13 protein-coding genes and 1 pseudogene are annotated in these 19,482 nt (G+C 60.1%); 12 read left to right on the top strand and 2 right to left on the bottom strand.

From position 1 onward, the window contains the following. The first annotated feature begins 31 nt into the window (after positions 1 to 31). The 7 genes from FYJ31_RS04950 to FYJ31_RS04920 all read left to right on the top strand — a co-directional run bounded on the left by FYJ31_RS04950 (position 32) and on the right by FYJ31_RS04920 (position 11,119). Positions 32 to 1,363 (top strand): App1 family protein, encoded by a 1,332-nt coding sequence (locus FYJ31_RS04950; RefSeq protein ID WP_162859310.1) that lies wholly within the window; start codon positions 32 to 34, stop codon positions 1,361 to 1,363. A 60-nt stretch (positions 1,364 to 1,423) separates the two neighbouring features. Continuing rightward, positions 1,424 to 3,940 carry a S9 family peptidase gene (locus FYJ31_RS04945; RefSeq protein WP_154536139.1) on the top strand — a complete coding sequence of 839 codons (2,517 nt, stop codon included), beginning with the start codon at positions 1,424 to 1,426 and terminating at the stop codon, positions 3,938 to 3,940. 204 nt (positions 3,941 to 4,144) lie between these two features. Continuing rightward, the gene (locus FYJ31_RS04940) at positions 4,145 to 5,176 is read left to right on the top strand and encodes a 3-isopropylmalate dehydrogenase (RefSeq protein ID WP_012578339.1); all 1,032 of its coding nucleotides are present in this window, start codon (positions 4,145 to 4,147) and stop codon (positions 5,174 to 5,176) included. A gap of 56 nt (positions 5,177 to 5,232) precedes the next feature. Further along, the gene (locus FYJ31_RS04935; RefSeq protein WP_077424343.1) at positions 5,233 to 6,318 is read left to right on the top strand and encodes a lipoate--protein ligase family protein; all 1,086 of its coding nucleotides are present in this window, start codon (positions 5,233 to 5,235) and stop codon (positions 6,316 to 6,318) included. A gap of 94 nt (positions 6,319 to 6,412) precedes the next feature. Further along, positions 6,413 to 7,132: a Crp/Fnr family transcriptional regulator gene (locus FYJ31_RS04930; RefSeq protein ID WP_032744837.1), complete on the top strand. Its 720-nt coding sequence runs from the start codon at positions 6,413 to 6,415 to the stop codon at positions 7,130 to 7,132. A gap of 103 nt (positions 7,133 to 7,235) precedes the next feature. Next, on the top strand, positions 7,236 to 9,524 hold the full coding sequence (locus FYJ31_RS04925) for a transglycosylase domain-containing protein (RefSeq protein WP_012578336.1): 2,289 nt from the start codon (positions 7,236 to 7,238) through the stop codon (positions 9,522 to 9,524). 221 nt (positions 9,525 to 9,745) lie between these two features. After that, positions 9,746 to 11,119, top strand: a complete 1,374-nt coding sequence (locus FYJ31_RS04920) for an NADH:flavin oxidoreductase/NADH oxidase (RefSeq protein WP_195839444.1) — start codon at positions 9,746 to 9,748, stop codon at positions 11,117 to 11,119. A 148-nt stretch (positions 11,120 to 11,267) separates the two neighbouring features. Here FYJ31_RS04920 and FYJ31_RS04915 read toward each other — a convergent pair whose 3' ends face one another. Beyond that, positions 11,268 to 12,419 carry a quinone-dependent dihydroorotate dehydrogenase gene (locus tag FYJ31_RS04915; RefSeq protein WP_154536138.1) on the bottom strand — a complete coding sequence of 384 codons (1,152 nt, stop codon included), beginning with the start codon at positions 12,417 to 12,419 and terminating at the stop codon, positions 11,268 to 11,270. Positions 12,420 to 12,773: 354 nt separating this feature from the next. On the opposite strand from FYJ31_RS04915, the gene FYJ31_RS04910 reads away from it, so the two are divergent. The 5 genes and pseudogenes from FYJ31_RS04910 to FYJ31_RS04890 form a co-directional block, all read left to right on the top strand. Beyond that, on the top strand, positions 12,774 to 13,577 hold the full coding sequence (locus tag FYJ31_RS04910; RefSeq protein ID WP_012578333.1) for a DeoR/GlpR family DNA-binding transcription regulator: 804 nt from the start codon (positions 12,774 to 12,776) through the stop codon (positions 13,575 to 13,577). 4 nt (positions 13,578 to 13,581) lie between these two features. Beyond that, a complete protein-coding gene (gene galT / locus FYJ31_RS04905) occupies positions 13,582 to 14,832 on the top strand; it encodes a galactose-1-phosphate uridylyltransferase (RefSeq protein ID WP_154536137.1) in 1,251 nt (416 codons plus the stop codon). Between the two features lie 16 nt (positions 14,833 to 14,848). Then, on the top strand, positions 14,849 to 16,099 hold the full coding sequence (gene galK / locus FYJ31_RS04900) for a galactokinase (protein WP_154536136.1): 1,251 nt from the start codon (positions 14,849 to 14,851) through the stop codon (positions 16,097 to 16,099). Between the two features lie 613 nt (positions 16,100 to 16,712). Next, positions 16,713 to 18,320 carry an extracellular solute-binding protein gene (locus FYJ31_RS04895; RefSeq protein ID WP_012578330.1) on the top strand — a complete coding sequence of 536 codons (1,608 nt, stop codon included), beginning with the start codon at positions 16,713 to 16,715 and terminating at the stop codon, positions 18,318 to 18,320. A 106-nt stretch (positions 18,321 to 18,426) separates the two neighbouring features. Continuing rightward, a pseudogene (locus FYJ31_RS04890) lies at positions 18,427 to 19,221 on the top strand (ABC transporter permease); the annotation flags it as partial. A 7-nt stretch (positions 19,222 to 19,228) separates the two neighbouring features. Here the strand turns inward: FYJ31_RS04890 and FYJ31_RS04885 are convergent. Then, positions 19,229 to 19,482 (bottom strand): IS30 family transposase (locus FYJ31_RS04885; RefSeq protein WP_195839443.1); only part of this gene is annotated, 254 nt, incomplete at its 5' end.

Here is a 19,482-nt window from a genome sequence, read left to right as displayed (position 1 = left end):
AAAATGAGGTGTATGGCCTATATTGGTGTCTATGAGAAGCCCACGCGAGGATTTTGAGGCGGCAGGCAAGCGACTGCCTTGGGATGCTGCTGCTCGCAATGCAGCGCTGTCCGCCACTGCGCCAGTCTCTGACGTCAAGGCATCCGCCAAAGGCGCCGACAATGCCAGCAATGCTGAACATTCCGATGACATGCCCACCGTGCCGATTCCCGCACGCAAGGCTGCCACGACGTTCGACACCCCCTCCAAGCATGAGCGCATCGAGGTCAAGCCGCCGATCACCCGATTCATACGTCGTGCCATCACCCGCGTGTTCGGCGTATGGTCACACATCTCCACTCAGGTGGTGCGCCAATGGGGCTGGTATCCGCGAGTGGAACCCTATGTGGGTTATGGCACCGGCGATTACTCGCGCCTGATCTGCCGCACGGTATACGCCCCCAAGCATGCGCAATCCGGCGAACTGATCCGCGGCATCCGCGGCATGCTTGCCGTGCCCGCGCCGCGCACCCACGTGCAGGCCAGCATTGATGACATGCCGCTGAACACCGTGCAGATCGGCGTCTCCGAGGTCTATGACAAGGTGGACCGCACGCGCGATCTCGGCAGCGAATACGCCATCTCCGATTCCGCCGGATACCTCGACCTCGTGGCCGAGCATCGTCTGGTGCCCGGCATCCATCGCGTCTCCTACAGCGTGGCCAACCGCAAACCCGTGAGCGCCAACCTGTACACCATCCCCGCCAGTGCCAAAGTCGGCATCATCTCCGATGTGGACGACACCATCATGATCACGCAGGCCCCGGTGCCATGGAAGGCCGCGTACAACCTGCTGTTCCTCGACCCCAAGAAGAAAGCCTCCGTGCCGGGCATGAGCGTGCTGTTCACCCGCATCGCCGACTTGTTCCCCGGCGCACCGTTCTTCTATCTTTCGACATCGCCTTGGAATGTGGAGAGTTCGATTCGCAACTTCATCACTGACCATGGTTTTCCCGAAGGCCCGCTGCTGCTGCGCGACCTCGACCCGAGGCCCAAGACCTTCGTGCCCACCGGCCCCCAGCACAAACTTGAGTTTGCCGAACAACTTATGGCCGACTTCCCGGACATGAAGTTCATTCTGGTGGGCGATGACGGGCAGAAGGACCCGACCACGTACGCCACCATCGCCCGCAGATATCCCGGACGTGTACTGGCGATCGTCATTCGTGAGTTGAGCCCGCGCGAATCAACCGGATTGGCGTCGGTGACGGGGCTCACCTCGACCCAGCCGACTCCGGTAACCGATGTACCAGTATTCACCGGCACCACCGGCTCGAACATTCTGAAGACCATGCTGCCGTATCTGAAGACGGTGTTGCGATAAGCGAGGCGTGATGAACGCCGAATGCGTCCCGGTGTGGTGCCTCGCCTATAATCGCGTGGTATGACTGACGAGAGCACAAACGCCGCGGCCGCGATGCCGCCTTATGCCAAGCGCGAGCCGAAGCGCCGCGAATTCCACGGTGACGTTTTCGAAGACGATTACGAGTGGATGCGAGACAAAGACTCCGATGATGTGCGCAGCTACGTAGCTGCCGAAAACCAGTACTGCGAGCGTCGCATGGCGCATCTGGCGGATTTCCGGCATACGTTGTTTGAAGAGCTGAAATCGCATGTGGAAGAGACCGATATGTCGGTTCCCACGCGCGTCAATGATTACTGGTACTTCACCCGCACGCAGCAGGGCAAACAGTATGGCGTGCAATGCCGCATCCCCGTGTGCGATGCCGATGACTGGGACCCGCCGGTCGTGGATCCGCAAGGCGCGCCCGGCTCCATGCCCGGTGAACAGGTCGTTTTTGATGCGAACAAGGAATCCGAGGGGCATGACTTCTTCCGGCTCGGCGGCTTGGATCTGAGCAAGGACGGCCGTTGGATGCTGTACGGCGTGGATGTTGCGGGAGACGAACGATATGATTTCCGCATCCGCGACCTTGCCGGGCTGGAGACCGGGGAGCCGGTCAGCGAACTGCCCGAACAGTTCACCGGCATTGGCAGCGCATGCTTCACGCCGGACGGCCAATGGGTGTTCTGGGTGGAATTGGACGATTCCTGGCGGCCGCTCGCCGTGTGGCGGCATCGTGTTGGCACGGCGGTCGAATCGGATGTGTGCGTGTACCGAGAAACCGATGAACGGTTCTGGGTGGGCGTCGGCATCAGTTTTGATGAGCGCAATATCGTGATCGGCACCGGTTCCAAAACCACCACCGAAGTGCTGATGCTGCCGGTGGCCACGCCTGAAGGCGAATTCCAAGCCTTCATTCCGCGTCAGAACGATATTGAATATGATGTGAGCTTTGCCTGTTTTGAAGGCGCGGGGGAGAACGGTGCGGATGTGCCACTCGCCGTGGTCTATCACAACGCCGCCAATCCGAATTTCGAAGTCGACGTCATTGACATGCGTGGCCATGAGCCGCCGTACCGACTCGGTGAAGGCGTGTGCATTGCCGCCGGGTCGCCGTACGGCTGTGAACATGGTGAGCCGGATAAGCCGATTACCGAGGCATACTTCAACGCCGCCAATCCGGCGATATTGCAGGGTGCCCACGGTCTGGGCATCGAAGGCATCGCGTTGCATCGCAACTTTGTGTCCCTGAGCTACCGTGCCGACGGCCAGCCGCACGTGGCATACATGACCAAGAGCGCGGCTGCCGCCGACTTCCTGGCCGGACGGCCGTGGCGGTTTACGGAACTGCTGCCGCCTGCCCTGGAGGACGACTGGGACATGGTTGCCGCCGATCGCGAAGGCTTCACCGGCGATCATGGCGAAATCTTGTGGACCGAAGATGAGGCCCCCACGGATCACACGTCATCTTCCGATGGTGCCAGCGACGACCACCTGCCCGGTGAGACCCGGCGCTTGTACACCATCGGCGTCGGCGGCAACCCATCGTATGAGGCGCCGCGCATGCGCTACTCGTTCGCCAGCTACACCCGCCCGGGCGAGCTGCACGAAATCGATCCCGCCACCGGTGAAGATGCGCTGCTGAAGCGAGCCACCGTGTTGGGCAACTTCAATCCACGCGATTACATGGAACGCCGTGTGTGGATTACCGCGCGCGACGGCGAACGCATTCCTGTTTCCCTCGTCTGGCACCGCGATTGCCCGGCGCAGGATTCGCCGATGTTCATTACCGGATATGGTGCATACGAGATTTCCTCCGATCCGGGGTTCTCGGTCTCTCGTCTGAGCATGTTGGATCGCGGTGTGCTGTACGCCGTGCCGCATATTCGTGGCGGCGGCGAAATGGGACGTGCCTGGTATGAACAGGGGCGCAGACTGAACAAGAAGCATTCCTTTGAGGACTTCGTGGACGCCACACGCGCGCTGCAGAAGGCGCATTTGGCTGATGCTTGGCGCACCGTGGCCAATGGCGGATCCGCTGGCGGCCTGCTGATGGGCGCGATTGCCAATATGGCGCCCGAATGCTACGCCGGTGTTGAGGCGGATGTGCCGTTCGTGGACGCGTTGACCTCCATTCTTGACCCGGACTTGCCGTTGACCGTCACCGAATGGGACGAATGGGGAGACCCGTTGCATGACCCTGAGGTGTATCAGTACATGAAGTCGTACACGCCATACGAGAATGTGCCGGTCACCGTGCTCGAGGGCGGCGACGACGAGGCTGCCGGTGACGGCAGTGCTGATGGGGCTGCCACCGGCGCGCTCGCCGCCGCGCAATTCCCGAGAATCTTCATTACCACCTCGATGAATGACACCCGCGTGCTGTACGTCGAGCCGCTCAAATGGCTGGCCCGTCTGCAGTCCGCCGGCGTGGACGCGGTGGCCAAGATTGAGGTCGAGGCCGGTCACGGCGGTCTATCCGGGCGTTACAAGCAATGGGAAGAGGTTTCCTATGAGAACGCTTGGTGCATGGATGTGATGGGGCTCGCTCATTAGGTCATTCTGTCGTTCATTAGGTCGGTGTCCTCTTCTATGTGGGACTGAAATGCCGCCATTTCAGTCCCTGAAATGAACCCACGCCGACCTAATGAACACTAAAATGACCTAATGAATGTCTCGACACGATACGCATGTTGGTTGTGTCCACTAGCTGAGCGGGTTCGGGCCGGCAGGTGGTCGCGCGAGTAGGCTCCTTGAACTATGGCAAAGACATATAAGATCGCCGTTATTCCTGGCGACGGTATTGGCAAGGAAGTCACTCCGTGGGCTCAGAAGGCTTTGGAAAAGGCCGCTGAAGGCGTAGCTGACTTCGAGTACGAGAACTTCGACTTGGGTGCCGAGCGCTATCTGCGCGATGGTGCGATCCTGCCCGAGGACGAAGAGGGGCGCATCAAGGCCAACGACGCGATTCTGCTCGGTGCCGTGGGCGATCCGCGTATCAAGGCCGGCATTCTGGAACGCGGCCTGCTGCTGAAGCTGCGCTTCGACCTCGACCAGTACGTGAACCTGCGCCCCTCCAAGCTGTACAAGGGCGTCACCTCGCCGCTCGCCAACCCCGGCGACATCGACTTCGTGGTGGTGCGTGAAGGCACCGAAGGTCTGTACTGCGGTGCCGGCGGCGCGGTGCGCCGCAACACCCCGCAGGAGGTGGCCACCGAGGTGTCCATCAACACCGCATACGGTGTGGAGCGTGTGGTGCGTTACGCCTTCAAGCTTGCTATGAAGCGCAAGAAGCACGTCACCCTGGTGCACAAGAAGAACGTGCTCGTCAACGCCGGTGATATGTGGCAGCGCATCGTCGACAAGGTCGGCGAGGAATACCCTGAGGTCACCCACGACTACCAGCACATCGATGCGGCCACCATCTTCCTGGTCTCCGACCCGAGCCGTTTCGATGTGATTCTCACCGACAACCTCTTTGGCGACATTCTGACCGATGAGGCCGGCTCCGTGGTGGGCGGCGTGGGCTACTCCGCCTCCGGCTGCATCAACGCCTCCGACGAGTTCCCGTCCATGTTCGAGCCGATTCACGGTTCCGCTCCGGACATCGCCGGTCAGAACAAGGCCAACCCGACCGCCGCCATCCTCTCCGCCGCCATGCTGCTCGAGCATCTCGGCTTTGATGATGCGGCCAAGAAGATCCATACCGCCGTCGAAGCGGACATCGAGGAGCTCGGCTCCACCGTGCGCTCCACCGACCAGGTCGGCAAGGACATTCTGGCCCGCATGTGACCTCAAACTTGGCTCCCCTTCAGAGGGGAGCCAGAAAACTCTCTATACTGAGTTGCATGCAAATACGACATGGGGAATGCAAAACCGTTGGCGGCAAACTAGTCGCCGTGACCGTATCCGTCGATGATGACGGCACCGCACAGCCATGCCATATCAGTGGTGATTTCTTTATTGAATCAGTTTCGGATGCCGAATCTCATGCTTTGTTGCATGACCTGGAACAAGCGCTAATTAGCGATGATTCATTGCGGTCCGTATTGGACGCTCATCCAAGTTGCCGAATTATCGGCACCGATGAAGTTGCCATCAAAACCGCATACAGCCGAGCCGTAAGCAGCAACTTGCCCCCGCTGGCGGGGGCTCCCGCGCAGCGGGTGGGGGTGGTCAGCCCCGATGCGCCGAACATCCCAGCATCCATCAATACACAAACCAAACAGTCCGACAAAAGCTCTGAATACCGGGAGCGTTGGAACGCCCTCAAGCCTCAACTCACCGTGATCCACGACCATCCGCGTACTCCGGACGAACAAATGGCCATTGACGAGACCTGGGCGCGTGAAGTCGCAGCAGGAACACGACAGCCGACCATCCGATTATGGGAGTGGGTGGGCCCGGCTGTGGTCATCGGCCGTTTCCAATCGGCCCAGGACGAGGTGAATCTGGACATTGCCAAGCAGCTCGGCTTCGACGTGGTACGCCGTTGCACGGGTGGCGGAGCGATGTTTATCGAACCGGGCAACACCATTACCTATTCTCTGTATGCACCGCTCGATTTCGTTCAGGGCGTAAGTATCGAAGAATCCTACCGGCTCTGTGACTGGTGGCTGGTCGAAGCGCTGCGCGAACTTGGTTTGGATGTGCGGTTCACGGGCCTCAATGATATCGCCTCGCAGTACGGCAAGATCGGGGGAGCGGCGCAGCGGCGCTTCCCCGTAGGCTCAGGCGGCGCGGTGCTGCACCATGTGACCATGGCATATGACATCGATGCGGCCAAGATGAGCCGTGTGCTCAACACCAGTCGCGAGAAGATGTCAGACAAAGCGGTGAAATCAGCGGTCAAACGCGTGGACCCGATGAAAAGCCAGACCGGCCTCAGCCGGGCGCGGATCGTCGAACACCTCATCGACTGGTTCTCCGCATGAGCGTCCGCGCCGAACGGGCGCGTTACAAGCCGAACGGGCGCGTTACAATATGACAGTCGAGGTCAGGCACGGGACGATCGATAAGGATGGTGCGATGAGCTTGGAAACGCCAAACGCTTTTGCTGACGAGGAGAACATCCTGCTGCATACGGCATTGTTCAAGCAGGTATCGCCAGCCGAAGCCGAGGAGCTGTTGCCGCATTTGAAGCGTGCGACGTTCGATAAGGGCGACTATATCTTCTCCGAAGGCGATACCGATCAGCGCATGTATTTACTGGAGCAGGGGCGCGTCAAGCTGATTCGCACTTCTTCCGATGACCGCGTGCAACTGCTGTCCATCCACGCGCCGGGCGAAGTGCTTGGCGAGATTCCGGTATTCGACCCCCATGGTGGCCCGCGCACCGCGTCAGCAGTGGCCATGAGCCATGGAACGCGCGTGGTCTGGCTGGAGCATGATGCCCTGTTCGCATGGCTTGATGAGCATCCGCGTGTGGCCATCGACATGTTGCAGGTCATGGCCAACCGACAGCGCGGCAACAACGAACGCATCTCCGACTTGGTATTCATGGATGTGCCGGCGCGTCTGGCCAAGATATTGCTCAACTTGGGCTCACGTTTCGGCGAGCCGGTGGAACAGGGTCTCAAAGTGCCGCATGACCTGACTCAGGAAGAGCTGGCCCAACTGGTGGGCTCCAGTCGTGAGACCGTGAACAAGGCGTTGATGGACTTTTCCAACCGCGGATGGATCGCACGTGACGGCCGATCGATCATCATCTTCCAGCCAGGTATGCTGATTCGACGCTCGCGGCGCTGACCGTTCGGCTGACTTCCAGCCGATGTTACGCTAGTGCGGTTCTTGTGATGATATGTTCACGGGAGCTGACCGTAAGCCCGGTTGGTAGGGCACCCCATTTAGAATGGGGCCCATGCCCAAAAAGAAGTCCCTCACTCTCCAACGTGTGCTTGTTCTCCTCTTGGCCTATATCATGCTTGCCGTCTGCGGCGGCGTGGCGGCCAGTGTGTTGTTTGTACCGGGTGTGGTCGGTGCCAATAAAGCCGCCAAAGCGGTGATCCCGTCGCTCAAGGTAGAAAATGTGGACTTCGATGTGACCAGTCTGCCTCAGAAGTCGACGATGTACGCGCGAGACGGTTCCACCGTTATCGCGACGTTCTACAACCAAAACCGTATCGTCGTGCCGCTGAAGAAGATTTCCAAAACCATGCAGCAGGCAGTGGTGGCGCGCGAAGACCGTCGATTCTGGACTCACGCCGGCGTCGACGTGCAGGGCGTGATGCGTGCGTTCGTGCAGACCTACCTCGTCAAAGGCTCCCAGCAGGGTGGTTCGTCGCTGACCCAGCAGTACGTCAAGAACGTGCTGCTCATGCAGGCGATCGAGGACGACGACCCGATCGCCCAGTACCATGCCACCGAAGACACCGTCGCCCGCAAGATCCGCGAGATGCTGATCTCCGTGCAGATGGAGAAGAAGTATTCCAAGGCCGAGATCCTGCAGGGCTATCTGAACATCGCCCAGTTCGGCAACAACCTGTACGGCGTGGAGACCGCGGCCCAGCGCTACTTCAGCGTGTCCGCCGCCGACCTGAACGTGGTGCAGTCCGCCACCATCGCGGCCATCACCAAGAACCCGAGCCAGTACGATCCGCTGGTCGAGGAGAACCAGAAGGAAAGCGAAAACCAGCGCAACATCGTGCTCAAGCTGATGCTGCAGGAAGGGTACATCACCCAGGACCAGTACACCGAAGCCGTGAACACGCCGCTGAAGGACACGCTGAAGGTGCAGTCCGTGAACGTCGGCTGCCAGGACACCGGCGACTATGCGTACTTCTGCGACTTCGTGGTGCGCCGCATCCAGAACTCCGAGGAATTCGGCAAGACCCGCGCCGAACGCAACAAACTGCTGCAGGAGGGCGGCCTGAAGATCGTCACCACATTGGATGTGGAGGCGAACTCCATGATGATGGACACCGCGCGCCGCACCATTCCGCCCGATGATCCCAGCGGCATGGAGATCGCCATGGCCGCGGTCAAACCGGGGACCGGCGAGGTGCTGGGCTTCGGCCTGAACCGCCACTATGACGCCACCCCGGCGGCCGCGAACGACCCGACCAAGACGAGCCAGAACTACGCCGTCGATCTGGTGGACGGCGGCGGCTCCGGTTGGACCATCGGCTCGTCCTGGAAGCCTATCAACCTCATCGCGTGGATGGAGGCGGGCCATTCGATCAACGACAACCTGCAGACCACCACGACGTACCCCACGACCGACTTCGCCTGCGACAACTACAAGGGCGGCGCCGATTCGTGGAACGTGTCGAACGCCATGGGCGCCGGCACGGTGAACCCGGAAAGCCCGTTCCTCGGTCTGGTGCGATCGCACAACACCACCCAGGCCTCCATGGGCGCCATCCTCAAACTGTGCAAGGTGGCGGACACCGCGACCGAACTGGGATACCATGACGCCGCCACCGGCGAGACCATCGACAAGACCCCGGTGTACACGCCGTCCATGATGATCGGCTCGGTGAACGTGTCCCCGCTGACCATGGCGAGCATCTTCGCCGTATACGCCTCGAACGGCGTGCAGTGCAACCCGATCGCCATCAACAAGGTGACCGGCAGGGACGGCAAGGAGTTCAAGGTCCCGTCCGCGAACTGCCATCAGGCGGTGGATAAGGACATCATCCAAACACTCGCTTATACCCTGAACCAAGGTACGGTACGGCCGGATGGTGCCGGTTGGTCATTCAGATTGGCTGACGGGCGTAAGTCGTTTGGTAAGACCGGTACCAGTGAGGATCTCGCGGTGTCCGGTGGATCGTTCATTCCTAATCAGATTGCGGCGTTCGCTGTGGTCGGCGACGCACAGAACCCGTACACCAACCGTATTTCCAACATTGCCATCAACGGCCGGTACAACAGCTATTGGGATGGTTCGACAATCGCAGCTCCGGCCGTTACCAACTTCTTCAATAGCTACATTTCCAAGAAGAAAATACCGATTGACAACGATTACGGCCAGCCCGTCTCGAAGTACACCACGACTGGCAAGTATCTGGGCATTGGTGGACGAACGTTCAGCGCGCCGCAGACCACTACGAATGGCAACAGCCAATCGCAGAGCAACAACAATCAGTCTCAGTCGCAGAACACTGGGCAAAACAACACCCAAACCCAGGGGCACTGATCCAGAGCAGTTGTGAATGATGGCCAGTGATTGGTGATTGGCGTTTGACATTTGGTGATTGCAGGCCGGCTGAGTCTACGTAACATGGCCGATTGCGATACCCAGATTACGTAGTTTGCGGGCGTTACCTGTTTCAGGTGACGCCCGTTTTACAATACTTAATGACAACGCCAGCGCGTTCATCGAATATTCGCCATGAACGCGCATCGGAAAGGGGAACGATGAGCAACGACGATCTGACGCATGAGAATTTTGATTTTCGTGGATTCGACGTGCCGGATCTCAAAGCGGTGACGATGGCTTCGTCTTCGGACGGCGATCAGTCCAAGCAGCCGAAGACCAAGCACGATGATGCATCGAAGAACCGTAAGCACGGTAAGAAGAAGTCAAAATCCGACGCACGGTCCAAGAAGCGGGCCGGCACGGGCAAGACGAGCGAATCGTTCGATGATTATGAGGATTATGAGGGAAGGGAAGCTGTGGGCAAGGCAGATAAGAAAGCCAGCAAGGACCGTCCTGGGCTGTTTGCGCCAATGACGCTGCGCGAGGTGACCGTGCGTAATCGTATTTGGTTGCCTCCGATGTGCACGTATTCGTCGTTCGCCCGCGACGGTAGGCCCACGCCGTTCCACTACCAGCATTACGTGTCTCGCGCGTTCGGTGGATTCGGCATGGTGATCGTCGAATCCACCGCCGTGGCTCCTGAGGGGCGTATCACGCCGTGCGATCTGGGCCTGTGGGAAGACGGGCAGATTGATGCTTGGCGCTGGATCGTGGACGGTATTCGCGAGGCGGGTGCGGTGCCTGCCATCCAACTCAACCATGCGGGGCGTAAGGCTTCGACTGGTTGTTTTGCCGTTGGCTACGACGGTCAGAGTGTGCCGGAGGCGGCGGGCGGCTGGCCCACCATGGCACCGTCTGAAATCGCGTTCGGCGGGCTGCGTACGCCGCGCACGCTGTCCGTGGATGAGATTCATGGTCTGGTCGGCGCGTTCGCCGCGGCGGCGGGCCGGGCGTCGGCCGCCGGCTTCCAAGCGATTCAAATTCATGCCGCGCATGGCTATCTGATTTCTCAGTTCCTTGACCCGCTGAGCAATGAGCGTGATGACGAATATGGTGGCGATTTGACCGGTCGCTCTCGGTTCCTGGTCGAGGTCGTGGATGCCGTGCGTGGGGCCGTCCCTGAGGGCGTGCCGGTTCTGGTGCGCATTTCGGCCACGGATTGGGCCGCTGGCGGTTGGGATTTGGACCAGACCATCGCACTATCCAAGGTGCTGAAGGAGCATGGCGTCGATGTGATGGACGTGTCCACTGGCGGCATCATGTCGGGAGTGTCGATTCCGGTCAAGCCGAACTATCAGGTGCCGTTCGCCGAGCAGGTCAAGTCCAAGGCCGATATTCCGGTGACCGCGGTGGGTCTTATCACCAAGCCGAAGCAGGCGGCCAAGATTCTGGCCCATGGCGAAGCCGATGCCGTGGAAATTGGCCGCGCCGCATTGCGCGATCCGTACTGGCCGTTGCGTGCGGCCAACAAGCTGGGCATACCGTCCACAGAGGTCCCCTACGCCCCGCAATACGTGGCCGGTGCGTACTAAATCCTCATGGGGCGGTAACTTTCCCATGGGGCGGTAACCCAAAACGGCGGTATTCTGCGGAATGTGAAATTTGGCTAACCGCCTCATGGGACAATCACCGCCCCATGAGGGTTTTACCGCCCCATGGGTAATAGGGCAATATGTGAGTTCACTCCACGTCTACGCCGACGGCATCGGAGACGTGCTCGAATCCGTCACGGCGCAGCAGCTGGGCCAGACCGCGCTTCAACACGGTAATCTGCTGCGGGCCTCGGTACATCAGCGAGCTGATGAACATGACCAAGCTGGAGCCGGAACGAATCTTCGCATAGGCTTGCTCGGGGGTAAAGACGCCACCGATGCCGGCGATAGCGAACCGGTCGCCATACTCTTTATACACCTTGCGAATCAGCTCGGTGCTGGCGTTGGTGCACGGGCCGCCGGACAGGCCGCCCTCCCAATCGCGCGGAATCTCGAGGCCGGTGCGGTCCTTCTGCAGATTGGCGATGGACAGCCCCTGCACATTGTGCTCGGCCAGCACATCGAGCAGCTCCTTGTACTCGCCCCACGGCTTGTTCAACGGCATCTTGACCAGCGTGGGCTGCGGGCGGTCGATCTTGTCGAGCGCCGTAAACAGACGGTCGAGCGCTTCCGGAGTCGTGGTGAACGGTTCGCCGACGTGCGTGTTCGGGCAGGAGACGTTGACCTCCACCATCGCGGTGCGGCCGGCGGCGCGGCGCATCGAAATGCAGTAATCCTCAATGCCTTCGTCCAAATCGCCGCACTGGTCGTCGTTGGTGCGGGCGATCGACACAGACAGCTGCATCTGGCGGGCCTGAGTCCAAGCCTTCTCGGCGCGCTCGATGACCTTGTCCGAACCGATGTTGGCGAGGCCGACGTGCACCATCATCGAATCGTATTCAGGCAGACGGTGGAACCACGGCTTGGCGTTGCCCGAGCAGGGACGCGAGGTGGTGGAGCCTACGGTTTCGAAGCCGAAGCCGGCGTGGTCCAGCACCACGGGCATGTCGCAGTTCTTGTCGAGGCCGGCGGATAGGCCGAACGGGTTGGTGAAATCGACGCCCATCACATTCGTTTCCAGAATGGGGTCGGTGTAGTCGAGCATAAGCTGCTCGGCGAGCAGCAGCGGCGGGACGTTCTTGACGACATGACAGAACTCGATCATCTGATCGTGTGCCTCATCGGGGCGGTGGTTGAACACGAAGTTCGGTTTGATGATGTGCTTGTAGCCGAAGGTGAACAGATCGGTGGTGGCTTTGTTGACGGCGTCGTGCCAGAAGCTTTCAGAAACGTAAGTCATACCGCCTATTGTCTCACGCTTGGGCCGGTGCGGCTAGGCGATCCCTACCTAGGCGAATTGGGGAAGGGGTTACCGCGTGTCGAGGCACACGCAGGCGTCGGCTCGGCGGAAGATACATGAATCGGGACGCACCAGGTATCAGGCGTGACTCTCCGCTGAGCAACGCGCGCGGGAGAGTCGTCGGTCGTGAGCTATCGCGCTGGTGGCCGCTGTGAGAATATCGGCTCGCGCAATGTGCGATTTTGCGTGGTTTTGCGGAAATGAACACCTGAATTGCCCGGAATTTTCGAGAAATTGTCCCCAAAACGCTCAAGCCGGTTTGGTTTGTGAGCTTTTGTGTGCGATAATGTTCACATGATTTCGTCACAACGTCAGCACCTCATCTTGAGCAGGTTGCGCACACGCGGGGCAGTGCGCATTACGGCGCTATCGAAGGAACTGGGTGTGTCAGCGATGACCATCCGCCGCGATATCGCCGAACTTGCCGACAAGGGACTGCTGAAGCGCGTCCACGGCGGCGCGGTGACTACCAGTACTTTGCTCAGCGAACCCCTGTTCTCTGTCAAGTCCCAGATGGATATCGGCCTGAAGGGCGCCATCGCCCAGGAAGCCATCCAATATGTGGCTCCCGGCGACGTAATCGCCATCGGCGGCGGCACCACGGCCTATGTCTTCGCCCAGCATCTGCTCGAATCACAGCAGTCCAGCGGCATCACCATCCTCACCAATTCGATTCCCGTGGCCGAGCTGGTCCAGGCCCTCGAATCCAAGGATGTGGAGGTGATCGTCACCGGCGGCGTGATCACCCGATCGAACTCGCTTGTCGGCCCGATCGCGGACAAGGTCGTCGCCTCGCTGCGTGTCAACACCGTATTCCTCGGCACCCACTCGGTGTCGATTCCCCGTGGCTTCCTGATGCCGAATTCGCTGGAAGCCGCAACCGATATGGCGATGATGGACATCGCCGATCGCACCATAGTTTTGACCGATCACACCAAGTGGAGCTGCACATCGCTGTCGCTGTTTGCGCGCTTCGACCAGGTGGACACGGTCATTACTGACGACGGGCTCGACCCCGACTCCGCCGCCAAAACCAAGGATTTGGTAAAGGAACTCGTGCTGGCCCACCAGAGCGAGACCATTGAGGAAAGTGAGTAAACCTATGGCTGATTTCGCCAACTACACCCCCGGGGAGTATGCGAAGGAGCACATCCGCATCACGCCGACGACGCTTGCCGACGGTCGTGACTTTTTCTACCTGGACGACGACCCCGAGTTCGTCTCCGGTGCCAAGACCCGCGAGCTCAAGGACCCGCGCCCGCTGGACTACCGTTTCGCCCCGCACCTGGACGCCGACGGCAACGAAGCGCCGTACGCCGCCCCGCAGATGCGCCGTGACCCGCTGACCGGCGACTGGATCCCGATGGCCACCGCCCGTATGAACCGCCCGATCACCGCCGGTCCCGGCGCCACCGCCAAGGGCAACCCGCTGGCCGCCCGCAAGCCCGGTGACCCGTACCAGGACGGCGAAGTGCCGGACACCGACTACAACGTCGTGGTGTTCGAGAACCGCTTCCCCTCGATGGTGCGCGTGCCCGGTGTCTCCGAGGACGTGACCTACGTTGACGGCAACCCGCTGTGGGAGAAGAAGCTCGCCGCCGGCCGCTGCGAAGTCATCTGCTTCGACCCGAACGAGGAAGGCCTGCCGGCCGATTTGCCGGTCTCCCGCCTGCGCACCGTGGTTGAGGCTTGGGCCTTCCGTACCGCCGAAATCTCCAAGATGGAAGGCATCGAGCAGATCTTCCCGTTCGAGAACCACGGCCAGGAAATCGGCGTCTCCCTCGCCCACCCGCACGGCCAGGTCTACTGCTACCCGTTCATCGCCCCGAAGATGGAGAAGGAACTCCAGCACACCGAGGCCTACCACGAGAAGACCGGCGGCAACCTGCTTAAGGACATCATGAACGCCGAGCTCGAAGCCGGCGAACGCATCGTGATGCGCAACCACAGCTGGGTCGCCTACGTGCCGGCCGCCGCCCGTTGGCCCCTCGAGGTCCACGTGGCTCCGGTGCGCGACGTGCTCACCCTCGACCAGCTCAACGACGAAGAGCGTTGGGACCTTGCCTCCATGTACTCGCACCTCCTGAAGCGCGGCAATGCCTTCTTCGACAAGGGCGACGGCAAGGGCATGGATCTGCCGTACATCGCTGCCTGGCACCAGGCCCCGATCCACGACGCCCGCCGCGAGAACTACCGCCTGAACCTGCAGTTCTTCTCCTTCCGCCGCGCCGCCAACAAGATCAAGTACCTCGCCGGCTCCGAATCCGGCATGGCCGCCTGGATCTCCGACACCACGCCGGAACTCATCGCCAAGCGCTTCCATGAGCTCGGCTCCATCGACATCGCCGACTGATAGAAAGAAAACACCAATGTCTGCTGTTGAATTCATTGAGCCGCTGACCCATGAGGAAGGCGTCTCGCAAGCCACCAAGCTGTTTGTGGACACCTACGGCGCTGCGCCCGAGGGCGTGTGGGCTGCTCCGGGCCGTGTGAACCTGATCGGTGAACACACCGATTACAACGCCGGCCTGTGCCTGCCGATCGCTCTGCCGCATCGCACCTTCATCGCCCTGAAGCCGCGCGAAGACACCAAGGTTCGCGTCGTCTCCGGCGTGGCTCCCGACAAGGTCGCCGAAGCTGATCTCGATGGCCTCAAGGCCCGTGGCGTGGACGGCTGGTCCGCCTACCCGACCGGTGTGGCCTGGGCGCTGCGTCAGGCTGGTTTCGACAAGGTCAAGGGCTTTGATGCCGCCTTCGTCTCCTGCGTGCCGTTGGGCTCTGGCCTGAGCTCCTCCGCCGCCATGACCTGCTCCACCGCTCTGGCTCTGGACGACGTGTACGGCCTCGGTTACGGCGATTCCGACGCCGGCCGTGTGACCCTGATCAACGCCGCCATCAAGTCCGAGAACGAGATGGCCGGCGCCTCCACCGGCGGTCTCGACCAGAACGCCTCCATGCGTTGCACCGCCGGCCATGCGCTGCTGCTTGACTGCCGTCCGGAGCTGACCCCGCTGGAGAACGTCTCCCAGCAGGAGTTCGACCTCGACAAGTACAACCTCGAGCTGCTTGTGGTCGATACCCAGGCTCCGCACCAGCTCAACGATGGTCAGTACGCTCAGCGTCGCGCCACCTGCGAGGAAGCCGCCAAGATTCTCGGTGTGGCCAACCTGCGTGTGACCGCCGACGGCATCTCCAAGGCCGATGACCAGTTCCAGGCCCTCAAGGAAACGCTTGACGCCCTGCCTGACGAGACCATGAAGAAGCGCGTGCGCCATGTGGTCACCGAGATCGAGCGCGTGCGTTCCTTCGTGCGTGCCTTCGCCAACGGCGACATCAAGGCTGCGGGCCGTCTGTTCAACGCTTCCCACGATTCGCTGGCCGCCGACTACGAGGTCACCGTCCCCGAGCTGGACATCGCCGTAGACGTGGCCCGCAAGAACGGCGCCTACGGTGCGCGTATGACCGGCGGCGGCTTCGGTGGTTCCATCATCGCTCTGGTTGATAAGGGCCAGGGCCACGAGATTGCACAGAAGATTGCTGACCGCTTCGAAAAGGAAGGTTTCAACGCACCTCGCGCCTTGCCGGCGTTCGCTGCGGCTTCCGCGAGCCGCGAGGCCTGATCGCGGAAGCTGATGCAAAAACGCGCGTTGGCGCACGTCCATGAAAAAGGACGTGCGCCAACGCGCGTTTTTGCATGATTTACTTGTGGGCCAGATGGTGCACAGCGTATCCCACGACGATGGCCAGCAGGCACGATGCCGAATGCTTCATCCTGGCTCCCAGGTGCGGCTACTGTTTGGTTTGGTGCTGTCTGATCGTATCCGTGCGCTTCTTCTTCCTCCTGAAGGAGGGGAGCACCTTTTGTAAGTAGTGGCCGACTTGGTGGCCGTCATGTTCGGCTACGCTTTTGTGCGTACAACGGACGGGTTGTACGTGTATTTGATGGAAAAAGATACGTTATACGAGTAACGGCGTGTCGCGATGTGGGTGATTCCGGTGTTCTGCGAGAACGGCAGTATGGAGCCGAAGTTTACGTTTGCGGCGCTGGGTGGACTGGTCAATGAGAGTGTTAACTATTGAGATAAACGATTAACGTTTGACATTAAACGATTAACGATTTATAGTGTTGACCACCGCAAAGCAATAGCCACAAAGTAAGTGGGCGGCGGAAATTTCGCCGGTGCTTCTCGTATCGGTGCGATGAGGAAACATCAAGGAAGAAGGAGCCTAATCATGGCACGAAGAAGTGTTCGCCTGTTGGCATCAATAGCTGCAGTCGCGACTATGGCCACGACGTTTGCCGCCTGCGGCAACAAGCAGGCCACCACAGACGAGAACGGCAAGCCAATCGTCAACATTCTGGTTCGTCGCAACGTGACCGACCATCCGATGCAGGACACCCAGTACACCAAGGATCTGGAAGCCGCCTGCGATTGCACCATCAAGTGGCAGGAAGTCTCCGACAACGCTTGGGGCCAGCAGAAGAGCGCCAAGATGGCCGCCGGTGAATTCCCGGACATTGGCTTGAGCTTGTTCAGCATGGTGGATGCGGCCAAGTACAGCACCTATTTCGAGGATCTCAAGCCGCATCTGGACAAGATGCCGAACGTCAAGAAGTTCCTCAAGGCCCAGCCGGGCGCCGCGAAGTACGTTACCGATGGCACCAAGATCGCCATGCTGCCCTCCGACCGCGGCAAGGGTTACGAGGTTTCCGGCACTCACATGTTCATCAACAAGACCTGGCTGGACAAGCTGGGACTCCAGATGCCGACCACTTGGGACGAGCTCGAGAACGTGCTCGATGCATTCAAGACCCAGGATCCGAACGGCAACGGCAAGGCTGATGAGGTGCCGATGAATATCCGCAGCCTCGGTTTCGGCCTGTGGAGCCCTCTGGCGCTGATGAACTCCGAAGGCGTGGTCACCTCCTTCATGGGCGGCGGCGCTTCCGAACAGGGCTATTATGTGGACAACGGCAAGGTTAAGAGCTATTACACCTCCGACGCGCTCAAGGACGTCGTCTCCTACCTGCACGGACTCATGGCCAAGGGCCTTATCCCGAAGGATGTGCTCACCCGCGACGCCTCGCAATACACTTCGCAGACCGTCAGTGACGGCAAGACCGCGCTGACCGGCGTCTCCTTCGGTTGGTCCAACTACGCCGAATACGGCAACGCGCTTGGCGACCAGTACGTCACCCTGCCGCCGCTGAAGAAGGACGCCTCCACGCCCGACTCCCAGGTCAAGTGGGATTATTCCCAGGACGCCTGCCGCTGGGCCTACTCCGGTTCCGGCCTGACCGTCAACCCGAACGCAGCCAACCAGGACGCCATCTACAAGGTGATCGACGCCATGTACGGCGAGAAGCTTTCCGTGGCTGGATTCTTCGGCTCTATTCCAGATATCGTCTCCGATGACGGCGACCACCAGTACACCATCGACAAGGCTAAAGCTTACGCCGAATATCCTGATACCCGCGCCGTCGCCCTGCAGGACCGCTTCGGTGGCTGGATTCGCGACGACGTGAAGATGGTCAACGACACCAACGCCGACCAGGTCACTGCGTCCGACTTGGCCATTCGTGAGGCGCGCAACCGCGTCGACGGCGTCAAGGATGTCGTACCGATTTACGTGCGCCCGAATACCGAGGACTCCAACACCCTGCAAAACAACAACACCGCCATCTCCAACTACGCGAACAACCAGATTGCGAAGTGGGTCCAGAAGGGCGGCATCGACAAGGAATGGGATGCCTACGTGAAGAAGGTGTCCGAACCGACCCTCGGCCTCGACGCCAACATCAAGATTTGGCAGAAGTGGTACGACAAGTACACCAAGTAGCCAAGTAATACCGCGGGGTCCATCGCACGGGTTCGTTTCTCTCCCGTGACTGCCGCCGGACCCCGCATTTTTGTTCCCTAGCAATCATCCTAAATTGGAGACCAACATGAGTGCACAAACATCGCAAGGCGTTGCTGCACGGACCGTGGCGATGGAAGCGGCTCCCGACCGCAAGAAACCAGGTCTGCTCGATCGCATCGCCGACCATTTACGTCGCTACTGGCAGTTGTGGATTCTTTCCGCTCCGGCATTGTTCTTCGTGGGACTGTTCTCCTACGTGCCGATGTGGGGCATCCAGCTCGCCTTCCGCGAGTTCGATCCGACCAAAGGCCTGACCGGCGGCAAATTCGTCGGTTTCAAATACTTCCTGGAATTCTTCCACAACCCGCTGTTTGGCGAGATCATGACCAACACCATCCGCATTTCCCTTTGGACACTGGTCATGGGCTTCATCTTTCCGATTATTCTGGCCCTGCTGATCAATCAGATCGGTTCTAAGAAAATTAAGGGTTTCGTGCAAACGATCACCTACATGCCCCACTTCATCTCCGTGGTGGTCATCGTCTCCATGCTCAACATCTTCCTGACTCCTGGTACCGGCATTCTCGGTCGCTTCTTCGGTGATGAATCACTGATGGGCTCCACCAGCGCCATCACCGCGGTCTATTGGATCTCCGAAGTCTGGCAGCATGTTGGTTGGAACTCCATCATCTACCTGGCTGCGCTCGCCGGTGTGAACACATCGCTGTACGAGGCGGCGAAGATCGACGGTGCAGGCCGTCTGCAGTTGATTCGCTACGTCGATATTCCTGCGATCATGCCGACATGTGCGATCCTGCTCATCATGAACATGGGCTCCGTGCTCAACGTGGGCTTCGACAAGATCTATCTGATGCAGAACCCCGGATTCAACTTGTAAGTGCAACGGCTGGTTTCGGGTCGGTTTGTTTTGATTGTAGCTTGGCCATCTCCTCGTCCCATACCTCGTTGGGCGTTTTGTAGCCGAGGAGCTTCATGGGGGTGTCGTTGATCTCACCGACGATCGCGTCGAGCTCGTCCTGCGTGAGATCCTCGAAACTGGTTCCCTTGGGCAGGTAGCGGCGGATCCTGCCGTTCCTGTTCTCGTTGCTGCCACGCTGCCAGGAACTGTACGGGTCGGCGA

Origin of the sequence: Bifidobacterium sp. WCA-178-WT-4B (genome assembly GCF_009696495.1) — a bacterium.
GTDB classification, from domain to species: Bacteria; Actinomycetota; Actinomycetes; order Actinomycetales; family Bifidobacteriaceae; genus Bifidobacterium; species Bifidobacterium infantis.
Note: the sequence above shows the minus strand (reverse complement) of the source record. Positions and strands in the feature narration are given on the sequence as shown.